Source organism: Pseudarthrobacter arbutini (assembly GCF_054510915.1).
The window spans coordinates 163,145-183,403 of sequence record NZ_JBTNDQ010000005.1; the positions used below are offsets into that span (position 1 = coordinate 163,145).

Here is a 20,259-nt window from a genome sequence, read left to right on the forward strand (position 1 = left end):
GCAGTGCTCCCTATGTTACTCGTCAGTAACATAGTGTGCAAGGCTCGGTGAGGGGCGTTTACTCGGTGGCTGCGGTTGCCTTGGTTTCCTTGGCTGGCAGCGGTTGCGGGTTGAGGAACGCGTCCGTGAGAAGCGGTGCCACCACGCCGATCTGCCATTCGCGGGCACCGAGGGCGCGCAGCTCAGCGGCTACCGCTTCTTCGGTAATGCCCGACGGCGGACGCCACGCCACGCGGCGCAGGTAGTCCGGCGTCAGCAGGTTCTCCACGGGAAGGTTCAGTTCTTCCGCCTTCTCCTGCAGGAGCGGGCGGGCGGTCGACAGGCGTGCGGCGGCCTCGGGGTCGCGATCGGACCACACCCGCGGCGGCGGCGGTGCGTTGGTGGGGAGGTGCAGCGGCGGAAGGTCCTCAAGATCGCGGGCAGCGGCGATGCACCGGAGCCAGCGGGGTGCCTCACGCTGAGCCGCACGGCCGTGGAAGCCCTTGGTGCCGAGCAGCTGGGGAACGGTGGACGGCATGGCCTTGGCGGCGGACACCAGGGCGGAATCTGGGATCAGCCGTCCCGGCGCCACATCGCGCTTCTGCGCCAGGGAATCGCGCTCCAGCCACATTTCGCGGACCGCGGCCAGCTGGCGCCGGTCGCGGATCTGGTGCAGGCCCGACGTCTTGCGCCAGGGGTCAACCCGGGGAGGGGCGACTCCGGCGGCAAGGATCGCGGCAAATTCCTGCTCCGCGTATTCCAGCTTGCTGTCGGCCTGCAGCAGTTCGATGAGTTCCTCGCGCAGTTCGGTCAGAACTTCCACGTCCAGGGCGGCGTAGCGCAGCCACGGCTCGGGCAGCGGCCGGGTGGACCAGTCGGCGGCCGAATGTTCCTTCGCCAGGCCAAACCCGAGCAGCTGTTCGATGACGGCGGCCAGGCCAACGCGTGGCAGGCCGGCCAGCCGTGCGGCGAGCTCCGTGTCAAAGAGTTTGTCCGGCCACATGCCCAGCTCCAGCAGGCAGGGCAGGTCCTGGCTGGCTGCATGCAGGATCCATTCCACGCCCTGGAGCGCATCGTTGATGATGGACAGGTTCTCGAACGGTTCAGGGTCGATCAGCCAGGTACCGGAGCCTTCGCGCCGGATTTGCACCAGGAACGCGCGCTGGCCGTACCGGAATCCTGAGGCCCGTTCTGCATCAACCCCTGCGGGCCCTGTTCCGGCGGCGATGGCTGCCGCGCACCGTTCCAGCCCGGACTGCGTTTCGATAACCAGCGGCACGCCGTCGCGCGGTGCATCGAGGTCAATGACCACGGGGACCTGGCTGTCGAAGCCTTCCACCGTGATGTGGGGAGTGGTATCAGCAGCCGGAGCGCCGGCCGTGGTGTTTTCCGGAATATGAGGGGTCATGATGCCTTCAGTTTACCGACAAGGGGCAGTCCTAGTTCCGGCGCCGGCGCGGAAGGGCCGTGACGCCGTCGGGCAGAGGGGGGAGGCCGGCGAACGTGCAGACCATGTCTGACCACGCCTCCAGATGGGCAGTAACGTCCGAGGACTCCGGTGTCCAGGAGGCGCGCAGCTCGATATCGATCGATCCGGGCCGGTCCGAAAGTGTTCCAAAGCTCTCCGACAGGACGCGCGTGGCGGTCCCGCCGGCCGCCCGGTAGGGGGCCTTGTGGTTCTCCAGCGCCTCGACCAGCCAGGTCCAGGCGACGGTGCCCAGCATTTCGTCGTTGCCCATTTCAGGCTCAAGCTGGGCCCGGATGTAGGTGACAATCCGGAATTCGCCGTCCCAGACTGCTGAGCCTTCGGGGTCGTGCAGCAGGATGAAGCGGCCCGTGGCCAGCTCGGTGTCGTCGTCGTCCTCGGTGCCGGACGCCGCCGCCAGAGCCATGGCGGCGGGCCCGTGGACGGGCGTGGTGCCGCTGCCCGGTCCGGGCGCCATGACCTCGGCCCCGAGTGCCACGGCGAACGGCGCCAGGCGCGCCGGGGCGGGAATTTCCGCCAGGCGCAGTTCACTGCGGCATTGGGCCTTCCTGAGGGTTCCCAAGGCGTGGAGAAAATCCGGGGGAACCTGGGCTAGTGCGTTCACCTTCGCAGATTACGCAACAGCAGGGGGCGGGCAGTGCAGGCTCGCCGTCGGCCGGTCCATGCTATCCGGCTTCCGTGCCCGAATAGTGGGCCGCGAGTTCCCGTCGGATCGCGGCCACAAAGGCGTCGACGTCGTCCTCGCTGGTGTCGAAGGAGCACATCCAACGGACTTCGCGGGCGGCTTCATCCCAGTCGTAGAACCGGAAGGACTCCCGCAGCCGGTCAGCTATGCCGGCCGGCAGGACGGCGAACACGCCGTTGGACTCCGTCTTCTGTGTGGGCTCCACGCCCTCGATCGTGTCCACCGCGGCGCGGAGGCGGGCGGCCATGGCGTTGGCGTGCGACGCCGAACGGAGCCACAGGTCGCCTTCCAGCAGGGCGATGAACTGGGCGGACAGGAAGCGCATTTTCGAGGCCAGCTGCATGTTCATCTTGCGCAGGAACTTCAGGCCGTGGGCCGCTTCGGGGTTCAGGGCCACCACCACTTCGCCGTACAGCAGCCCGTTTTTGGTGCCGCCGAAGGAGAGGATGTCCACGCCGGCGTCGCGCGTGAAAGCCCGCAGCGGCACGTCCAGGTGCGCGGCCGCGTTGGCCAGCCGCGCGCCGTCCATGTGGAGCTTCATGCCCTTGGCGTGGGCATGATCGACAATAGCCCGGACCTCATCCGGGGTGTAGCAGGTGCCAAGCTCGGTGGTCTGCGTGATGGACACTGCCAGCGGCTGGGCCCGGTGTTCATCGCCCCAGCCCCACGCCTCGCGGTCAATCAGCTCCGGCGTCAGCTTGCCGTCCGGGGTGGGGACATGCAGGAGTTTGATCCCGCCGATCCGTTCCGGAGCGCCGTTTTCGTCCATGTTGATGTGCGCCGTCGAAGCGCACACCACAGCACCCCAGCGCGGGAGCAGCGACTGCAGGGACAGCACGTTGGCCCCCGTGCCGTTGAACACCGGGAAACATTCGATGCCCGCGCCGAAGTGATCCTCCATCAGCCCCTGCAGCCGTGCCGTGTAGTCGTCCTCGCCGTAGGACACCTGGTGGCCCTCGTTGGCTGCCGCGAGGGCGGCCAGGACCTCGGGGTGCACACCGGAGTAGTTGTCCGAGGCGAAACCGCGGATGGACGCGTCATGCAGCCGGGCGGCGGGATTTTCAAGCCGGGGGGCAGCATCTGCCGTAGTTGTCATTGCTTTGCTCACGTTCTCAGTCTAGGGAGGTCGGGTCCGGCCGGTCAGGGGCCAGTCTGGGGATTTGCGGTCAGGGGGTCAGGGGCAGGCGCCGGCCGTTCAGTTCGGCTGCCGGGCGGCTGAACAGTCCGACGACGACGGCGGCCAGGTCCTCGACGTCGGTGGCGCCGGGGTAAGTCCGTTCCGGGTGCGCCTTCCGGAGTTCGTCGTCCACCAGGGCTTTCACCACGAGGACGACGGCGGCGCCGCGCAAGGCGGCGCCCTCATCCGCAGCCGTGCGGGCCAGCCCTTCCGCCATCGCCAGTGTCCAGGTCTCGGCGGCAGCCTTTGCCGCCACGTAGCTGGCCGTCGCCGCCGTGGGCTTGTCCACCGCGGTGGAGGACACCATGGCAAACCGTCCGGTTCCGGCGGCGGCCAGGTCGCCGTAAAAGACCCGGGACACATTCCTGAGCGTGGTGATGGCGCCGCGCTCCAGGAAGTCCCAGTCGGCGTCGCTCTGGTCCGTGATACCCTGGGCGCCGCGCCAGCCGCCCACGAGGTGGATGACCCCGTCCATCAGACCTGCCGTGCCCGTCAGGGTCTTCCGGAGGGCCTGGACGTCAGCGAGATCCGCAAGATCGCACACCAGGGGAGTGACGCCGTCGCCCGCCTGCCTCGCAGCAGCGTGGATGCGCGTCCTGTCCGAGCCGACCGTGAACACCCGGAACCCCGCCTCGTGCAGTGCCCGGGCCACCGCGATCCCGGACGGTCCGCTGCCGCCGGTGACCAGGACGTTCAGCCCGAGGGCATTATCCGGAACAGGTACAACGCGCGGGGCGCCGGGTTCGCTCACAGCGCGGACGCTCCGGTGATGCCGGCGGTGGATTCGATGACTGGACGCATTTTCTTCTCCAAGGCTTCGTAGAACATGGACAGCGGAAATTCGTCGTCCAGCACCTGGTCGGTGAGGCCGCGGGGCGGACCGGCGACGGGAAGCGCGTCGGGGCCCTTGGCCCAGGCTGATGCGGGGTTGGGCGTGAGTGTGGCGGAGATCAGCTGGTATGCGGCAAGCCAGTGGGCCATTTTTGGCCGGTCAATGGAGCGCCAGTAGAGCTCGTCGATCGAGGCGCCGAGGGCGATCACCGCGTCCGCCACCTGGTCCCAGTCGATGCTGAGCCGGCTGTCGGTCCAGTGCAGGACGTGGTGCTGGTGCAGCCAGGCGAAGAGCAACTGTCCGCCGAGGCCGTCGTAGTTGCGCACCCGGTTGCCGGTGATCGCGAAGCGGAAGATCCGGTCGAAGATGATGGCGTACTGGACCAGTTTCGCGTGCCGGCGAGCTTCCGGCCCGGCGTCTTTGTCCTGTTCGATCCGGACGGATTCCCGGAAGGCTGTGAGGTCGCAACGGAGTTCTTCCAGCGAATACAGGAAATAGGGCATCCGCTGCTTGATCATGAACGGGTCAAAGGGCAGGTCGCCGCGCATGTGGGTCCGGTCATGGATCAGGTCCCACATCACAAACGTGGCCTCGGTCAGTTCCTGGTCGGCCAGGAGTTCCGCGGCGCCCGCGGGCAGGTCCAGGGAGGTGATGTCTGCGGCCGCGCGCAGGACCCGGCGGAACCGGGCAGCTTCACGGTCCGCAAAAATAGCGCCCCAGGTGAAGGTGGGTGTCGCCCGGACAGCAACGGTTTCGGGGAACAGCACCGCCGAGTTGGTGTTGTAGCCGTGGGTGAAGTCCAGGAACCGGATGGGCACAAAGAGCTTGTTGGAATAGTCCCCGGCCTCAAGGCCGGCCACAAAATCGGGCCAGATGACCTCGATCAGTACGGCCTCCACCAGCCGGCTGCTGCTTCCGTTCTGGGTGTACATGGGGAAGATGACAACATGCTGCAGGCCATCCTGGCGCAGCAGCTGGGGCTGGAACGCCAGCAGCGATGCGAGGAAGTCCGGGACGGCGAATCCAGCCGTGGCCCACGCCTGGAAATCAGCGACGACGGCGTCAAGGTAGGCCGCGTCGTGCGGGAACAGCGGTGCCAGTTCGGCAAGCGACTCCGTGATGGCGGCAACCTGCAGGGCTGCCTCGGCGTGATGGCCGGCATCAGGCACGGAGCCGTCCTGGACCTGCAGTGCCTGCAGAGATTCGGCGGCGCTCCTCAGGCGGAGCCAGGCGGGATTTTCGGCGGTGATCCTCGGAGGGGCCACGGTCACGGTGACGGTCATGGTGCGACTGCCTTTCTCATTGCTTGGGGCATCTACGGCGAGCGTAGCAAGCAACCAGAGTCTCTAACTCAAATCGAGCCTGAGCATAAGATACTCTCGGGCTCGAGGCGCCTCGTGGCTCCGCCAGATGTAGGCGGAGCCACGGCTGGCTGACTCAGGACTTCGTAGATTCGTCCCCCGCAGCGCCGCGCGGCACCAGTTTCAGGGACACCGAATTGATGCAGAAGCGCTGGTCCGTGGGCGTGCCGTAGCCCTCACCCTCAAATACGTGGCCCAGGTGTGAATCACAGTGCGCGCACCGTACCTCCACCCGCTTCATGCCGAGCGTCCGGTCGTGGATGTAACGGACGGTGCCTTCGGCGAGCGGTGCCCAGAAGGACGGCCAGCCACAATGCGAGTCGAATTTTTCGTTGCTCCGGAAGAGCTCGGTGCCACACGCACGGCATTGGTAGACACCCTCCGTATGGGTGTCGACGTACTCGCCGGTGAAGGGGCGCTCCGTGCCCGCCTGCCGCAGCACGTGGTACTCCTCCGGCGTGAGTTCCTGCCGCCACTCGGCGTCGGATTTCCGGTAGGCGGGTTCCGCAGCGACGGCGTCGGCGGCCGGACCGGGTACGGAATCCGTGGCCTTGTTCTCGAAGATGCTCTTACCAAAGATGCTCATAGTCAGCTCAACGCTCAGGAGTCGCCGATAAATCCCGAACCGGCATACAGGTGGAGCACGGGGAGCCCTAACTGGTCCTGGGCTTTGTTGGCCCAGTCCGTGTGGAACGTATCCGCAACGGCGTGAGGACGGGTGATCACCACTGCCTGGGCTGCGCCGAGTTCCTTGACCTTGGCAACGAGGCCATTGACGGCCCCGCCGTCCACTACCTCGCCCGTTACCCCTGCGCCCAGCCCCTCCAAGGCGGCAAGCGAGACGGCCAGCGTCTCTGCAGCCTCGGCCCGTTCAACGGTGGGATCCGGGGCGTGGGCGGTCAGTTCGCGGAACGCCTTAGCAACGTCCAGCAGGGAGAGATTCTCAAGGAAATCCACCAGCAGATGCCGTTCAGTGTTCCCTGGAACCAGCAGGACAAGGGGAGTGTCCTGCCCGTCCACCAGGCGTTCTATGTTGACGCGGTCGTCCGCGCCCAGGGGTTCTTCGGTCAGGATGACGATTGGATCGCTCATGGCATCAGCCTAGTCGTGCGCACCGGCGCCTGCATCCATTTGGGCCGCACGATGCGCGCGGTGTCATGAGCGCGGCGTCCCCGGGGCCGGCAGAATTCCGATGCCACGTGCCGGACGGAATATGGTCAACCCGTCTGCGGCAGTAAGAATGGTTCCATGGCACCTTCCACGCGCACCTCCACGTTGACGGCGGCAGTTCCGACCCAGGCCGACGGCCGTATGTCGCTGCGCGCCAAATGGGCGCTCGGCGGCGTCATTGGCGGCGGGGCCCTTGCCGGCCTGCTGGCCACAGGCTCCTCCGCGCTGGCGCTTTATTTCGCCCGGCGTGTGATCACCCCCGTCCGGCAGCGGACGGCGGACCAGGAAGTCCTCGCCGTGCTCCGGGAAGGAGGCGGCCGCCAGGTCATCCTGACAGCCACTCCGGAGACCACTGTGGAGGGCGTCTATGGGTTGTTTTTCGACGGCGGGAAGGGGCACGCGCGGATCGGGCGGATCGTTTCCTATTCGCCGGCGGACGGCACGGTCCTGCGCGAAGTGGAAGCCGTCTATGCCGGCGATCTTGATACGGCCCGCCGCGGATGGTGGAGCGGTGCGCTCTACCCGGATCCCGCTGCCGCCGGCTTTGCGGCGGAGGACGTGCAGATCGACGTCGACGGCGGCACAGCACCGGCGTGGCTGGTCCGGGCCGGCGGACCTGCCCGTACCTGGGCAGTCATGGTTCACGGCCGCGGGGCCACCCGCCAGGAGGCCCTCCGTGCCGTAGGCCCCGCCCTCGAACTCGGGCTCACCAGCCTGTTGGTCTCTTACCGCAATGACGGGTTGGCGCCGTCGGCCGAGGATGGCCGGTACGGCCTGGGATCCACGGAATGGCATGACGTGGAGGCGGCCATCGAGTTCGCCCTGGCCAACGGCGCCGAGGAAATTGTCCTCTTCGGCTGGTCCATGGGCGGCGCCATCTGCCTGCAGACGGCCGATCTGTCGCCTCACCGTCACCTGATCCGGGCCATGGTCCTGGATGCGCCTGTTATCAACTGGGTCAATGTGCTGGCCCACCATGCGCAGATCAACCGCATTCCGTCCCTTGTGGGCCGCTACGGGCAGCTGATGCTGGGCCACCCCGTGGGCCGCAGGCTCACCGGCCTGGCCGCACCCGTGGACCTCAAGGCGATGGACTGGGTGGCGCGCGCCGTCGAAGTCCGGACGCCCACCCTGATCATCCACAGCGTTGATGACGAGTACGTCCCCTATGAGCCCTCCGCCCTCCTGGGTGAGCGGAATCCGGACATGGTCACGTTCGAAACGTTCAATCACGCCAGGCACACCAAGGAATGGAATGTCGATCCCGAGCGCTGGGAGAACCTGATCAAGGCGTGGCTCCGGCCCCAGTTGGCTCCGCGGCTTAATCCCGGCCAGAACCGCTAAAGCGTGCGGGTGCCGATGGCGGCTGTCACCGCGGACGTCAGCCGGATGAGGTCGGCCGGCGCAAGCTCAACGTCCAGGCCGCGTTTGCCACCGGAAACCAGCATCGTTCCCAGATTGAGGGCGCTGCTGTCCACCACCGTGGGTGATGACTGGCGCTGGCCCAGCGGCGAGATCCCGCCCAGGACGTAGCCCGTGCGGCGTTCAGCAGCCGCAGGATCTGCCATCGAAGCCTTCTTGGCGCCCAGGGCGGCCGCGAATGCCTTCAGGTCAAGGTTTCCGCTGACCGGCACAACCCCCACGGCCGGCCGGCCCTCCACTTCCACCATGAGGGTTTTGAAGACCTTCTCCGGGGCGATGCCCAGAGCTTCGGCGGCTTCCGTGCCGTAGCTGGCCGCGGAAGGATCGTGGGCATACGGATGCAGCACAAAAGGAACGCCGGCTGCAGCCAGTGCGGCTGTGGCCGGCGTTCCGTTTGAAGAACTTTTGCGTCCCAAAGCGTTCAGTTTCCGGTCAGGTGATCAGGACACGGACCGGGACGTTGCGGCGACCTTGCGCTTGATCCGTCCCAGCATGGCGGTCATGCCGCGCATCCGCAGTGGCGTGATGGCCCGCGTCAGGCCCAGCAGCTCCGGCATATCGTCCGGCACCGCCAGGATTTCGGCGGCGCTGAGTCCGTCGAGCCCCTCGTGGAGCACACCGGCGAAACCCCGCGTGGTAGGGGCTTCCGGTGGTGCCTTGAAGTAGAGCCGAACGGCGTCGGCCGGGCCGGCGTCGTTCTTTTCCGTTTCAATGGTCAGGAACAGCGGCGACTGGCATTCCACCACCTGCTCCAGGAGCTCGGGGTGGTCCTTCAGCCGGTCAGGCAACTCCGGCAGTTCGCGCGAGAACTCAAGCAGCAACTGAAGCCGATCGGGTTCGGTCAGGGCCTGGAAGTCATCGACGATTTCCGCCAGCGCGGCGGGCAGGTCATGTGTAGTCATCTGTTCCAGTTTACGCCGGTACCGTGCCGCGTTCCGTGCCCTTGGCGATGGGAACCCGGACCGCGTTGCCCCACTCGGTCCAGGAGCCGTCGTAGTTCCGGACGGTATCAAAGCCCAGCAGGTACTTGAGGGCGAACCAGGTGTGGCTGGAACGCTCGCCGATGCGGCAGTAGGCCACCACGTCATCGCCCGCGGTCAGCCCGGCCTCGCCCAGGTAGAGAGCCTCGAGCTCTTCCCGGCTGCGGTACGTTCCGTCCGGCGCAGCGGCACGCGCCCAGGGAATGGATGCTGCCGTAGGAATGTGGCCGCCGCGGAGCGCACCTTCCTCCGGGTAGGCCGGCATGTGGGTCCGCTGGCCGGTGTATTCCTCGGGGGAGCGGACGTCAATGAGCGGCTTGCCGAAGTGTGCCAGCACATCTTCCTTGAAAGCGCGGATGGGGGCATCGTTGCGCTCCACCACCGGGTAGTCGCCGGGCGCCGGGGAGGTCCGCTCCGTGGTCAGGTCACGGCCTTCGGCGATCCACTTGTCCCGGCCGCCGTCGAGCAGCCGGACATCCTCGTGGCCGAACAGGGTAAAGACCCAGAGCGCATAGGCGGCCCACCAGTTGGACTTGTCCCCGTAGATGACCACCGTGGTGTCGCGGGAGATGCCCTTGGCAGCGGCCAGGGCGGAGAACGCCTCACCGTTGACGTAATCGCGGGTCACATCATCGTTAAGGTCCGTGTGCCAGTCGATTTTGACGGATCCGGGGATGTGGCCGGTCTCGTAAAGGAGGACGTCCTCGTCGGACTCGACCACCACCAGCTTTCCGTCCGCCAAGGCGCCGCTTTGGAGGGCGGCTGCGAGCCATTCGGTGGATACGAGACGCTCCGGGCTGGCGTAGGCGGCGAACTTCTCGTTCTGTTCAACTGCGTAGGACATGGTGATGGCCTTTCACTGAGACACACGGCGGATGCTGTAGAAGGAAAACCTGCGTCCCACACTAGCCACGGCCGGCCGCCCTGTCCGCCTCCTTGTTAACAGTGGGAAATATGGCCTTCGTCACGCCGGGGTCCTTGCCGGCGCCATCGCGGGGGAGGCTAGGGCCATTGCCGGTATTCTTTCTGGGGACAACCACCAGCAGAACGGACCACCTTGGTACAGATCGAACAGCTTGCCGCCCGAACACCGGCGGTTTCGGTGGATGAACTCCTCAAAGGTTTCTTTCCGTCCCCACGGTTCGGCCAGGTCTCCTTTGCCAGCTACCGGCCGGACCCGAACCAGCCGTCCCAGGCGGCGGCGGTCAAGGCGCTGGAAGGGTTCGCCGGGGGAGTTGGAGCCGGCGACGGAGACGGCCTGTTCAAGAAGTTCTTCACCAAGAAGGTCGCTACCAGGGCGGGGATCTACCTCGACGGAGGATTCGGCGTCGGCAAAACCCACCTGCTGGCCTCGCTGTGGCATGCCGCCCCGGGCCCCAAGGCCTTCGGCACGTTTGTGGAATACACCAACCTCGTGGGCGCCCTTTCCTTCCGCAAAACTGTTGAGGCACTGAGCCACTACAAGCTGGTGTGCATCGACGAATTTGAGCTGGATGATCCGGGTGACACCGTGCTGATGTCCCGTTTGATGCGTGAACTGGCCGACGCCGGCGTCAAGCTGGCTGCCACGTCCAACACCCTGCCGGGTTCGCTGGGCGACGGCCGCTTTGCCGCCGTCGACTTTGCCCGTGAAATCCAGGTCCTGGCGGACCAGTTCGACGTCATCAGGATCGACGGCGAGGACTTCCGCCACCGTGGGCTGCCCGCCGCCCCGGCACCGCTGAAGAACAGCCAGCTCGCCGCACAGATGAGGGCTGAGTTCGACGGCAAGACCGTGGCAGAGGACGAATTCAGTTCACTGATCGGCCACCTGGCCGGTGTCCACCCGAGCCGCTACCGGCAGCTTATCGACGGCATCGACGGCGTTGTGTGGCGCAACGTGGAGACCATCACCGAACAGGCCGTGGCGCTTCGGTTCGTTGTGTTGGCCGACCGCCTGTACGACAAGGATGTGCCCATCCTGGCCAGCGGCGTCCCCTTCGACAAGCTCTTCACGGACGAGATGATGCACGGCGGGTACACCAAGAAGTACTTCCGTGCTGTGTCCCGCCTGACTGCACTCGCCCGCGAGGGCCAGAACCACGAGCCGTCCTAGGCATCGGCCAGGGAAGCCGGACCGTCAGTTAAACGCCAAAGGCGCGGGTGCCACCTCCCGGCGGGACCCGCGCCCCCTTGACGTGCTAGGGCAGTGCCCTGGCCAAATCCTTGTTACGGAGCCTTGTCAACCGGCGGAACCGGGTTGACTGGCGGAGTCTGCTCGGTGGCAGGCGCTACGCCGGGTGTTCCGTCGTTCTTGTCAACGAGCTTGGAAGCGCCCTCCTGGACTTTGTCCACGTGACCGGCGTACTTACCGCCAGTCTTTGAGTCGACGAAATCGCCGGCTTTCGTGATGCCGTCCTTGATGGCCCGCTCGTTGCCGTGGATGAGACCCTGAGCCTTGCCCTTAAGATCGTCAATCAGTCCCACGAGCACCTCCCTTCAATCGCGGAGCCAGTTCGCTCCTCCGCAACCGATCCTAGCCCTGTCTGCCGGGCGTGCCAAGGTGCTGTGACAAATGTTGTAAAGTCCGTGCGGCGTATACGGGCAATAAAAAAGCAGCTCACGGGGAGCTGCTGTGTGTGTGGGCGATACTGGGATCGAACCAGTGACCTCTTCCGTGTCAGGGAAGCGCGCTACCGCTGCGCCAATCGCCCGGAACCGGAAGGCCGGCCATTTCGGATTTATTACTGGGGTAGAGAGCGGACGACGAGATTCGAACTCGCGACATCCACCTTGGCAAGGTGGTGCTCTACCAGCTGAGCTACGTCCGCGTATGAAGTACACCCTGGCCGGTGGCCAGACGTACTGCATGAAGCAAGTTTCCTTGCTTGGTGGGCGATACTGGGATCGAACCAGTGACCTCTTCCGTGTCAGGGAAGCGCGCTACCGCTGCGCCAATCGCCCATTTCGTCCGGCGTGAACCGGAATCCATGGTTTTCACCGAGGTGGGTACGGGATTCGAACCCGTGTGAACGGCTTTGCAGGCCGCTGCCTCGCCTCTCGGCCAACCCACCGTGTAAGCTCCGATTCCGAAAAACCTTAGCCGTGACAGTGTCCTGCGAGCGGACGACGAGATTCGAACTCGCGACATCCACCTTGGCAAGGTGGTGCTCTACCAGCTGAGCTACGTCCGCATTTGGGCCGCTGAATCCGTGCCGTTTCGGGCATTTCCTCGCGTTCCAACGAGTAAGAACTCTATAGGAGGTTCAGGGATTCTCCAAATCGCGAGCCCCTCGACCGTGGCAATGCCCCTGGATCCCTGCAATCTAGGGGATTTTTCTAATTACAGGCGTGTAATTCGAGCGGCGTCCCGTCTCGATTTCCATAAACCCCGCCCGGTCGGCTAGCATTCAAAGGCATCGGGGCGATTGGCGCAGTGGTAGCGCGCTTCGTTCACACCGAAGAGGTCACTGGTTCGAACCCAGTATCGCCCACCGAGGAATCTGGTCCGTTTCCGCTCAGCCGAGCGGAAGCGGACCTTTTTTGTGCCCGCCATTCTGTCAGCCCCTTGTGAAAGAGTCTTTGTATGACTGATCCACTCCTTGCCCACGCCACGGAATACGGCCGCATGTATGCGCGGTCCACCTCCGAACAGTTCTCCGTTCCGTCCATCACCACCGTCATCGGCCAGCAGCCGCACGGCCTGGACGGCTGGTTCGGTTACATGGGCGCCAACAGCCTGGCGAAGGATCCGTTGCTTGCCGATTGCCTGGGCAGCCCGGCGAAAATCCGGCAGGCCGTCAACCGGGCCTCAAAAGCAGCAGAACTGTACCGCGACGAGGCCGCCAAACGCGGCGACCGCGTCCATAATTACTGCGAGCAGGTTGCGCTCCGCGCCCTGGGCCGGCCCCACGCCATGAAGGAAACCCGCGAGGCGTTGGCGGCCAACGGCGAGGAAGGCTTTGCCCTGCGGTTCGATGAGTGGTGGGACCTCTACGGCGTAGAGCCCATCGCACCGGAAATTACCGTCTGGAACAAGTCAGTGGGCTACGCCGGGACGCTGGACCTTGTGGCCAAAATCAACGGCCGGATCTGCGTCATTGATTACAAGACCAAGGGCACCACGCGGGACGGCACCGTAAAGCCGCTGGACGACAAGGTGGTTATGCAACTGGTGGCCGGCATGAAGGCCGAAGAAAGCCTCGTGGATGCCGTGGCAGGGGAATGGGAGCCCTGGAAGTACGGTGAGAACCCGCTACTGCTGGCTGTGGCCATCGGCGAGACCGAAGTCCGTCCGGTCCGCGCCAACCCCGACGTCCTCAAGCACCACTGGTGGAAGTTCTGCGCCCTGCGCCGGGTCTGGGAACTGTCCGCCGATACGCTTGCCGCCGGGTCTGCGCTTCTTCCGGTGGCTCCGCCCGCGTCCGCGCACGTCCGCAGCGCCTAGCGGAGCACGGCTGCCCAGTCCCGGGGCTGGTTCCCCTGCGCCTAAACTGGATAGGTTCGCCAATAACGCCCACCGTGAGGAAAGACAGCACATGGCCATTCTGAATATCCGCATCATCGGTGATCCTGTGCTCCGCACAGTGGCCGATCCCGTGACGGAATTCGGTCCTGAGCTCGCCAAACTGGTTGCGGACATGACGGAAACCATGGAGGACGTGGATGGCGCCGGCCTCGCGGCCCCACAGATTGGCGTCAGCCAGCGGGTCTTCACCTACCGGATCGACGGCGTGGAGGGCCACATCATCAATCCGGTCCTGGAAAACAGCGAGGACTTCCAGGCGGACCAGGTTGAGGGTTGCCTGTCCATTCCTGGCCTGGCGTTCCCGGTCCGCCGCTTCCGCGCCACACGCGCCACCGGTGTTGACCTGAACGGGAATCCTGTCGCGGTGGAGGGAGAAGGCCTGCTGGCCCGTTGTTTCCAGCACGAGACGGACCACCTGGACGGCATCCTCTACACCGACAGGCTGGAAGGCGAGGACCGGAAAACGGCCCTGCGTTCCATCCGCAATGCCAATTACGACGCCATCACGGAACGCACGACGACGAAGCGCGCCAAGACGGTCGGGTCCAGTTTCGGGGGCTCGAGCGTTGGGGGCGCGAGCTCTGGTGGGGCCAGCTTCGGCGGCGGCGCAACCACATGAGGGTACTTTTTGCCGGCACCCCCGCCGTGGCCGTCCCGTCCCTTGATGCCCTCGTTGAGGCCGGCTTTGAGATCGTTGCCGTCCTGACCCGTCCCGACGCGCCGATAGGGCGCAAACGGGTGCTGACGCCGTCGCCCGTTGCAGCCCGCGCCGCCGAGCTGGGAATTGACATCATCCACGCCACCCGCGTGGACGAGGCCGTGACGGCGAAAATCGCCGCGACCAAGCCGGACGTGGCCGCCATCGTGGCCTACGGCGGCCTGATTCCGCGCCCCGCCCTTGATGTCCCCCCGCATGGTTGGATCAACCTGCACTTTTCCCTGCTTCCCGCATGGCGTGGCGCTGCCCCCGTGCAGCGGGCCGTGATGGCCGGCGACGACGTTACCGGGGCAGTCACCTTCCTGTTGGAAGAAGGGTTGGACACCGGTCCGGTCTTCGGAACGCTGACCGAGGGCGTTGGCCCGGAGGACACCGCCGGAGCGCTGCTGGAGCGGCTGTCCCACAGCGGGGCCGTGCTCCTTGCCCAGACGCTGTCCGCCGTTGAAGCCGGGAGGGCAGCTGCACAGCCGCAGGTCGGCGACGTTTCACTGGCCCCCAAGCTGACCATCGATGACGGCCGGCTCGACTGGAAGCAGCCCGCCCTGGCGATCGGCAGGCGCGCCCGCGGCGTAACTCCAGAGCCCGGCGCCTGGACCACCCTGGACGGACAGCGCGTCAAACTCGAACCTGTCCGGCTCCGGCCAGGCGACACTGACCTGCAACCCGGCGCGGTATTCCTCGACGGCAAGAGCGTCCTGGTGGGCACCGGATCCCACGCCGTGGAGCTGACGAGGATCCAGCCTTCGGGCAAAAAGATGATGGCCGCCGCTGACTGGGCGCGTGGCATGGCAACACTGGAAAGCGTGGTCTTCGAATGAGCGAATCCGGCGGTAATGCAGGCGGCACGGGCGGCAGCGGAAGCGGCGCCCCGGGCGGCGGACGCGGCAACAGCGGACGGGGCAAGGGCGGGCCGCGGGATTCCAGCCAGCGCAACGCCCAGGGCCGCGAACGCAACCGCCCCTCCCAGCGGAGCTTCACCGAAAACGCTCCTGCGCAGCGGACCCGCCGGGCGGACCCCGCGCGGCTTGTGGCTTTTGAAGTCCTGCGCGCGGTAGCCGCCGAGGACGCCTACGCCAACCTAGTGCTCCCGTCCCGCATCCGCCATCACGGCCTGGACAAGCGCGACGCCGGCTTCGCCACCGAGCTCAGCTACGGGGCCCTGCGTGGCCAGGGCACGTACGATGCCATCCTGGCGCGCTGCGTTGACCGGCCGCTGGACCAGCTTGACCCTGCCATTCTCGACGCCCTGCGGATCGGCACCCATCAGCTGCTGGCCATGCGCGTCCCGGCCCATGCCGCCCTGGATCAGACGGTTGGCCTGGCCCGCGCCGTCATCGGCGCCGGACCCTCCGCCCTGATCAACGCAGTATTGCGGAAAGTCACGGCGCACACCCTGGAGGAGTGGCTTGAGATCCTCGTTGCCGGTGAAAGCGACGAAACCACCATCGCGTCCCTCCGGTACGCCCACCCCGAATGGATTGTTCGGGCCATGCGCCAGTCGTTGGTGGCCCATGGACGGTCAGCCGCCGAAATCAACGACCTGCTGGAAGCCGATAACGCGGCTCCGGTGGTCAACCTCGTGGCCCTGCCAGGCCTGGGCAGCCTGGATGAAGCTCTGGAGGGCGGGGCAACCCCCGGTGAACTAGTGGAAGGCTCGGCGCTCTCCAGCGGCGGAGACCTGGGCCGCCTCGCCTCCATCCGGGAAGGTAGCACGCGCGTCCAGGATGTCGGCTCCCAACTGGTGGCCCGCGCCATGGCGGCAGTGGACCTCGATCCCACCGGAAGCCCTGGAGCAGAACGCCGGCACGAAACCTGGCTGGACCTGTGCGCCGGCCCCGGCGGCAAGGCCGCCCTGCTGGGCGCACTGGCCAACGCCCAGGGTGCCACGCTGCTCGCGAATGAACCGGCCCCGCACCGTGCCAAACTCGTCAGCCAGGCCCTGTCCGCCGTGCCCCGGGACGTCTGGCGCGTCCGGACCGGCGACGGCCGTGACGTGGGCACTGAGCAGCCGGAATCCTTTGACCGGGTCCTGGTGGATGTCCCCTGCAGCGGGCTTGGTGCGCTGCGACGGAGGCCGGAGTCCCGCTGGCGCCGCACGCCCAAGGACCTCGCTGACCTGGGGCCGCTGCAGCGTGCCCTGCTGAAATCGGCGCTGGATGCCGTCCGCCCCGGCGGAGTGGTTGCTTACGTCACCTGTTCACCCCACCCGGCCGAAACCACAGCAGTGGTCAGTGATGCCCTCCGGAAGCGGGATGACCTGGAGCTGCTGGACGCCGGTGCTGTGCTGGACAGCGTGAGCCTGACCGGGAACCTGGGCGCAGGCCACGATTCCACGGCGCAACTCTGGCCGCACATCCACAGCACCGATGCCATGTTCCTGGCCCTCATCCGGAAGAAAGCCTGACCCGTGAAAGGTTCCCCCATGCCGCAGTGCTGCATCAACCCCAGCATCCTGTCCGCCGACTTCGTCAACCTCGAAGCCGAACTGCAGCGCATCAGCAACGCTGACGCCGTGCACGTGGACGTTATGGACAATCACTTTGTCCCCAACCTCACCTTGGGCTTGCCCGTGGTCCAGCGGATCCAGGCGGTCAGCCCCGTCCCGCTGGACGCCCACCTGATGATCTCCGACGCCGATCGCTGGGCGCCGGGGTTCGCCGACGCGGGGCTGGCCTCAGTGACCTTCCACGCCGAGGCCTCCATTGCCCCGGTCAAACTGGCCCGCGAACTGAGGGCCCGGGGCTCCAAGGCCGGCATGGCGCTGCGCCCTGCGACGGCTGTGGAACCGTACCTGGACATGCTTGAGGAACTGGACATGCTCCTGATCATGACCGTGGAGCCGGGCTTCGGCGGCCAGGCGTTCCTGGACTTCACTCTGCCCAAGATCCGCAAGGCCCGGGCAGCCATTGACGGCTCCGGAATCAATGTCGCCCTCCAGGTGGACGGTGGCATTACCGAGGAAACCATTCTGCGGGCGGCCGAAGCAGGTGCCAACGTCTTTGTGGCGGGTTCGGCTGTCTACGGCGCGGAGGACCCTGCAGCAGCCATCGGACGGCTCCGCGAAGCCGGCAGCATCAAGTTACGTGCTGCGTCCGCGGAATAGTCTGGGCCACCTTGTGGTTATGGCAGAATAGCAACACACAATACGTGCTCCGGGGTCGGTGTAAGTCCGAACCGGCGGTGATAGTCCGCGACCCGCGAGCCGGCGCTTTCCCCCTTCAGGGAAGGAACCGGCGGACGGTTGAACTGGTGAAATTCCGGTACCGACAGTTAAAGTCTGGATGAGAGAAGCACGTACAGCTGTATCTGTGGCGCCCTATGCGCTGCGGCCTTCTGCTGTCGTATACCCCCGGAGCCATCGCGGTTCTAGAGGGAAGGAACGACAACACACATGAACCCCTTGCGATGGCTCTTTGAAGCCAGGATTTCCCATGCTCCGGGAACCGAAGCCACCGAACCGGTGGCCGCCCCATGAACCGGATTGAAATTGTGACGGCTTTCAGTGCCGCCGTAACCGCCGCCATGGACGCCGCGCTGGAAGCAGCCCTGCAGGGCCCGCGCGGAGCGAATCCGCTGGTGGGCGCCGTCGTGATCGATGCGGCCGGCCGCCAGTTGGTGACCGGCTACCACCGCGGCGCCGGCACACCCCACGCGGAAGCCGATGCGATCACCCAGGCTGAGGCCGCCGGGCTGGACCTGAGCGGCTGCACGATGGTGATCACGCTGGAACCCTGTGACCACAGCGGTCGCACGGGGCCCTGCACCCAGGCGATCATTCGTGCCGGAATCACGGACGTGGTCTACGCCGTCGACGACCCGCATGACCCTGCGGCGGGCGGCGCGGCCACCCTCCGGAGGGCCGGGGTGCAGGTCCGCAGCGGGCTCGCTGCCGGCGAGTCGTTCGAATTGAACCGTCAGTGGTTCCTGGGAGTGGCCGCACAACGCCCGTTCGTGACGCTGCACATCGCCCAGACCCTGGACAGCCGGATCGCCGCTGAGGATGGCACGAGCCAGTGGATCTCCTCGCCCGAGTCCCTCGCTGACAACCACGGGCTCAGGCGGCGGATCGATGCCATTCTGGTGGGCACCCAGACCGTGCTGGTGGACAACCCACGGCTGACTGCCCGCGACGCGTCCGGAGCGACAGCCGGCAAACAGCCGCTGCGGGCCGTGATGGGCCTGCGGGACATCCCGGCCGACGCCGCCGTCCGCGGTGACGACGGGAACGTGCTCCACCTGCCCACGCGGGATCCGCGGGAGGCGCTCTCGCTCCTCTACGCGGAAGGAATCCGCCACGTCATGGTGGAAGGCGGCTCACGCATCCTCAGCTCATTCCTGGCCGCCGGCCTTGTGGACGAACTCATTGTCTACCTTGCCCCCACCCTGCTGGGCTCCGGTACTCCCGCCCTCAACGGACTGGGAATCACCACCCTCGCGGATGCCCGGCACTGGGACTGGGACCCCTCCGACGGCGGCGCCGTCCTGACCCTGGGCCGGGACCTGAGGCTGCACCTCCGTCCAGAACCAACCGAAGCTTTTGAACCACACCTATCCCGCACTGCCGCGGAACCAGCCATGGGAGGCTACTGATGTTTACCGGAATTATTGCCGAACAGGGACAGGTTCTGTCCGTGGAGCGGGACGGCGATGCCAGCGCAACGCTCCGCTTGCGGGCGCCCGGCACCACCGAAGGGCTCGGACTGGGCGGGTCCATTGCCGTCAACGGGGTCTGCCTGACGGCCACCGCCATCGAGGGCAAAGAGTTCAGCGTTGATGTGATGGGCGAAACCCTCGTCCGCAGCACCATCGGCGAACTTGCCGCCGGTGACTCGGTGAACCTTGAGCGCTGCGTCCCCGCCGGCGGCCGGTTGGACGGCCACGTCGTCCAGGGCCACGTCGACGGCGTCGGGCAGCTGCTGGAGCGCGAAGCGCTCGGCAACTGGGAACGCCTCCGGTTCGGTGTGCCAGCCAACCTCGCCCGCTACATCGCGGAAAAGGGCTCCATAGCGATCGACGGCGTCTCGCTCACCGTCACGGCGGTCAGCCCCGCCGCGGAGCCGGAGCCCTGGTTCGAAGTGGGGCTGATCCCCACCACCTTGGCCGAGACCGGTCTGGGGACCAAGGTGACCGGCAGCAGGGTCAACCTGGAAGTGGACGTGCTCGCGAAATACACCGAACGGCTGCTGGCCTTCAGCACCGGCGGAACCACCGGGGGCGAACGATGAACGCTGCCGTTCGGCTGGACCCGGCCGCGGACGCCGGCCCGGTGCCTAGCGCAACCTTCGGACTTGACCCTGTCGAAGATGCCATCCGCGCCATGGCTGCCGGCCGGCCCGTGCTGGTGGTGGACAACGAGGACCGCGAAAACGAAGGCGACATCATCTTTGCCGCACAGCATGCCACCCCTGCCCTCATGGGATGGACCATCCGCTACAGTTCCGGCGTCATCTGCGTCCCCCTGAGCGGGGAACGCGCCGATGCCCTGGCACTGCCGCCCATGGTGGCAGTGAACCAGGACGCGAAGGGTACGGCGTACACCGTTTCCTGCGATGCGGCCGTGGGTGTCAGCACCGGAATCTCCGCCACGGACCGGGCCCTCACGGCCCGCGTCCTTGCCGACCCCGGCTCCGGACCGGCGGCCGTGACCCGGCCCGGGCATATTTTCCCGCTCCGGGCAGTTAACGGAGGAGTGCGTGAACGCCCCGGCCATACCGAAGCGGCCGTGGACCTCTGCCGGCTCGCCGGACTGGAGCCGGTGGGCGTGATCGCCGAGGTTGTGTACGACGACGGTGAAATGATGCGGCTCGACGGGCTGCGGGGATTCGCCGCTGAACACGGGTGCCCCCTGATCTCGATTGAGGATCTGGTGGCCTACCTTGAAGCAGGAGCCGGGACACCCGCCGACAGTGACACCGGGCCGGACGCCCGGGCGGAGTAGAGGA

The 20,259-nt window shown here is 66.4% G+C and carries 21 protein-coding genes, 6 tRNA genes and 1 riboswitch; of the genes, 11 read left to right on the forward strand and 16 right to left on the reverse strand.

The window, feature by feature from the left end; genetic code table 11:
- Positions 1–58: 58 nt before the first annotated feature.
- The 7 genes from ACX80V_RS07540 to ACX80V_RS07570 all read right to left on the reverse strand — a co-directional run bounded on the left by ACX80V_RS07540 (position 59) and on the right by ACX80V_RS07570 (position 6,612).
- A complete protein-coding gene (locus tag ACX80V_RS07540; RefSeq protein ID WP_485842616.1) occupies positions 59–1,387 on the reverse strand; it encodes an HRDC domain-containing protein in 1,329 nt (442 codons plus the stop codon).
- A 31-nt stretch (positions 1,388–1,418) separates the two neighbouring features.
- Positions 1,419–2,069, reverse strand: coding sequence for a DUF3000 domain-containing protein (locus ACX80V_RS07545; protein WP_058929308.1), 651 nt, complete (start codon positions 2,067–2,069; stop codon positions 1,419–1,421).
- 61 nt (positions 2,070–2,130) lie between these two features.
- The gene (locus ACX80V_RS07550; RefSeq protein ID WP_485842696.1) at positions 2,131–3,246 is read right to left on the reverse strand and encodes a threonine aldolase family protein; all 1,116 of its coding nucleotides are present in this window, start codon (positions 3,244–3,246) and stop codon (positions 2,131–2,133) included.
- A 70-nt stretch (positions 3,247–3,316) separates the two neighbouring features.
- Entirely contained in the window at positions 3,317–4,078 is a 762-nt protein-coding gene (locus ACX80V_RS07555) for an SDR family oxidoreductase (protein ID WP_485842617.1), read from the reverse strand.
- Positions 4,075–5,442 (reverse strand): DUF6421 family protein, encoded by a 1,368-nt coding sequence (locus tag ACX80V_RS07560; RefSeq protein ID WP_485842618.1) that lies wholly within the window; start codon positions 5,440–5,442, stop codon positions 4,075–4,077. The genes ACX80V_RS07555 and ACX80V_RS07560 overlap by 4 nt, the downstream gene beginning before the upstream one ends.
- A gap of 154 nt (positions 5,443–5,596) precedes the next feature.
- Positions 5,597–6,106 (reverse strand): peptide-methionine (R)-S-oxide reductase MsrB, encoded by a 510-nt coding sequence (gene msrB, locus ACX80V_RS07565; protein ID WP_485842619.1) that lies wholly within the window; start codon positions 6,104–6,106, stop codon positions 5,597–5,599.
- Between the two features lie 14 nt (positions 6,107–6,120).
- Positions 6,121–6,612: a hypothetical protein gene (locus ACX80V_RS07570; RefSeq protein ID WP_485842620.1), complete on the reverse strand. Its 492-nt coding sequence runs from the start codon at positions 6,610–6,612 to the stop codon at positions 6,121–6,123.
- Between the two features lie 219 nt (positions 6,613–6,831).
- On the opposite strand from ACX80V_RS07570, the gene ACX80V_RS07575 reads away from it, so the two are divergent.
- Complete coding sequence (locus ACX80V_RS07575; RefSeq protein WP_099093418.1) at positions 6,832–8,034, forward strand: alpha/beta fold hydrolase; 1,203 nt, start codon at positions 6,832–6,834, stop codon at positions 8,032–8,034.
- Here ACX80V_RS07575 and ybaK read toward each other — a convergent pair.
- From ybaK to ACX80V_RS07590, 3 genes are read right to left on the reverse strand one after another with little or no spacing between them, the layout of a single operon-like run.
- The gene (gene ybaK, locus ACX80V_RS07580) at positions 8,031–8,528 is read right to left on the reverse strand and encodes a Cys-tRNA(Pro) deacylase (RefSeq protein WP_485842621.1); all 498 of its coding nucleotides are present in this window, start codon (positions 8,526–8,528) and stop codon (positions 8,031–8,033) included. The two genes, ACX80V_RS07575 and ybaK, sit on opposite strands and share 4 nt — an antisense overlap.
- A 24-nt stretch (positions 8,529–8,552) precedes the next feature.
- Positions 8,553–9,014, reverse strand: coding sequence for a SufE family protein (locus ACX80V_RS07585; protein ID WP_485842622.1), 462 nt, complete (start codon positions 9,012–9,014; stop codon positions 8,553–8,555).
- A 10-nt stretch (positions 9,015–9,024) separates the two neighbouring features.
- Complete coding sequence (locus tag ACX80V_RS07590; RefSeq protein ID WP_485842623.1) at positions 9,025–9,936, reverse strand: sulfurtransferase; 912 nt, start codon at positions 9,934–9,936, stop codon at positions 9,025–9,027.
- A 213-nt stretch (positions 9,937–10,149) separates the two neighbouring features.
- Between ACX80V_RS07590 and zapE the strand changes: the two genes are divergently transcribed.
- Positions 10,150–11,187 carry a cell division protein ZapE gene (zapE, locus tag ACX80V_RS07595; protein WP_485842624.1) on the forward strand — a complete coding sequence of 346 codons (1,038 nt, stop codon included), beginning with the start codon at positions 10,150–10,152 and terminating at the stop codon, positions 11,185–11,187.
- Positions 11,188–11,300: 113 nt separating this feature from the next.
- Here zapE and ACX80V_RS07600 read toward each other — a convergent pair whose 3' ends face one another.
- The 6 genes from ACX80V_RS07600 to ACX80V_RS07625 form a co-directional block, all read right to left on the reverse strand.
- Positions 11,301–11,558 (reverse strand): antitoxin, encoded by a 258-nt coding sequence (locus ACX80V_RS07600; RefSeq protein ID WP_058932698.1) that lies wholly within the window; start codon positions 11,556–11,558, stop codon positions 11,301–11,303.
- Positions 11,559–11,713: 155 nt separating this feature from the next.
- Positions 11,714–11,785, reverse strand: a tRNA-Val gene (locus tag ACX80V_RS07605).
- A 44-nt stretch (positions 11,786–11,829) separates the two neighbouring features.
- Positions 11,830–11,902 (reverse strand) — tRNA-Gly (locus ACX80V_RS07610).
- 58 nt (positions 11,903–11,960) lie between these two features.
- Positions 11,961–12,035, reverse strand: a tRNA-Val gene (locus tag ACX80V_RS07615).
- Between the two features lie 39 nt (positions 12,036–12,074).
- A tRNA-Cys gene (locus tag ACX80V_RS07620) sits at positions 12,075–12,145 on the reverse strand.
- Between the two features lie 47 nt (positions 12,146–12,192).
- Positions 12,193–12,265, reverse strand: a tRNA-Gly gene (locus tag ACX80V_RS07625).
- Between the two features lie 228 nt (positions 12,266–12,493).
- On the opposite strand from ACX80V_RS07625, the gene ACX80V_RS07630 reads away from it, so the two are divergent.
- The 9 genes from ACX80V_RS07630 to ribB all read left to right on the forward strand — a co-directional run bounded on the left by ACX80V_RS07630 (position 12,494) and on the right by ribB (position 20,255).
- Positions 12,494–12,565, forward strand: a tRNA-Val gene (locus ACX80V_RS07630).
- A 92-nt stretch (positions 12,566–12,657) separates the two neighbouring features.
- Positions 12,658–13,518, forward strand: a complete 861-nt coding sequence (locus tag ACX80V_RS07635) for a cytochrome (protein ID WP_485842625.1) — start codon at positions 12,658–12,660, stop codon at positions 13,516–13,518.
- 91 nt (positions 13,519–13,609) lie between these two features.
- Complete coding sequence (gene def, locus ACX80V_RS07640) at positions 13,610–14,218, forward strand: peptide deformylase (RefSeq protein WP_485842626.1); 609 nt, start codon at positions 13,610–13,612, stop codon at positions 14,216–14,218.
- The gene (gene fmt, locus ACX80V_RS07645; RefSeq protein ID WP_485842627.1) at positions 14,215–15,135 is read left to right on the forward strand and encodes a methionyl-tRNA formyltransferase; all 921 of its coding nucleotides are present in this window, start codon (positions 14,215–14,217) and stop codon (positions 15,133–15,135) included. The genes def and fmt overlap by 4 nt, the downstream gene beginning before the upstream one ends.
- Positions 15,132–16,721 carry an RsmB/NOP family class I SAM-dependent RNA methyltransferase gene (locus tag ACX80V_RS07650; protein ID WP_485842628.1) on the forward strand — a complete coding sequence of 530 codons (1,590 nt, stop codon included), beginning with the start codon at positions 15,132–15,134 and terminating at the stop codon, positions 16,719–16,721. The genes fmt and ACX80V_RS07650 overlap by 4 nt, the downstream gene beginning before the upstream one ends.
- An 18-nt stretch (positions 16,722–16,739) precedes the next feature.
- Entirely contained in the window at positions 16,740–17,420 is a 681-nt protein-coding gene (rpe, locus tag ACX80V_RS07655; RefSeq protein WP_248763945.1) for a ribulose-phosphate 3-epimerase, read from the forward strand.
- A 40-nt stretch (positions 17,421–17,460) separates the two neighbouring features.
- Positions 17,461–17,615: riboswitch (FMN riboswitch) on the forward strand.
- A 173-nt stretch (positions 17,616–17,788) separates the two neighbouring features.
- Positions 17,789–18,907 carry a bifunctional diaminohydroxyphosphoribosylaminopyrimidine deaminase/5-amino-6-(5-phosphoribosylamino)uracil reductase RibD gene (ribD, locus tag ACX80V_RS07660; RefSeq protein WP_485842629.1) on the forward strand — a complete coding sequence of 373 codons (1,119 nt, stop codon included), beginning with the start codon at positions 17,789–17,791 and terminating at the stop codon, positions 18,905–18,907.
- Complete coding sequence (locus ACX80V_RS07665) at positions 18,907–19,542, forward strand: riboflavin synthase (protein WP_485842630.1); 636 nt, start codon at positions 18,907–18,909, stop codon at positions 19,540–19,542. Before ribD ends, ACX80V_RS07665 begins: the two co-directional genes overlap by 1 nt.
- A complete protein-coding gene (gene ribB / locus ACX80V_RS07670) occupies positions 19,539–20,255 on the forward strand; it encodes a 3,4-dihydroxy-2-butanone-4-phosphate synthase (protein WP_485842631.1) in 717 nt (238 codons plus the stop codon). The genes ACX80V_RS07665 and ribB overlap by 4 nt, the downstream gene beginning before the upstream one ends.
- The last annotated feature ends 4 nt before the right edge of the window (positions 20,256–20,259 follow it).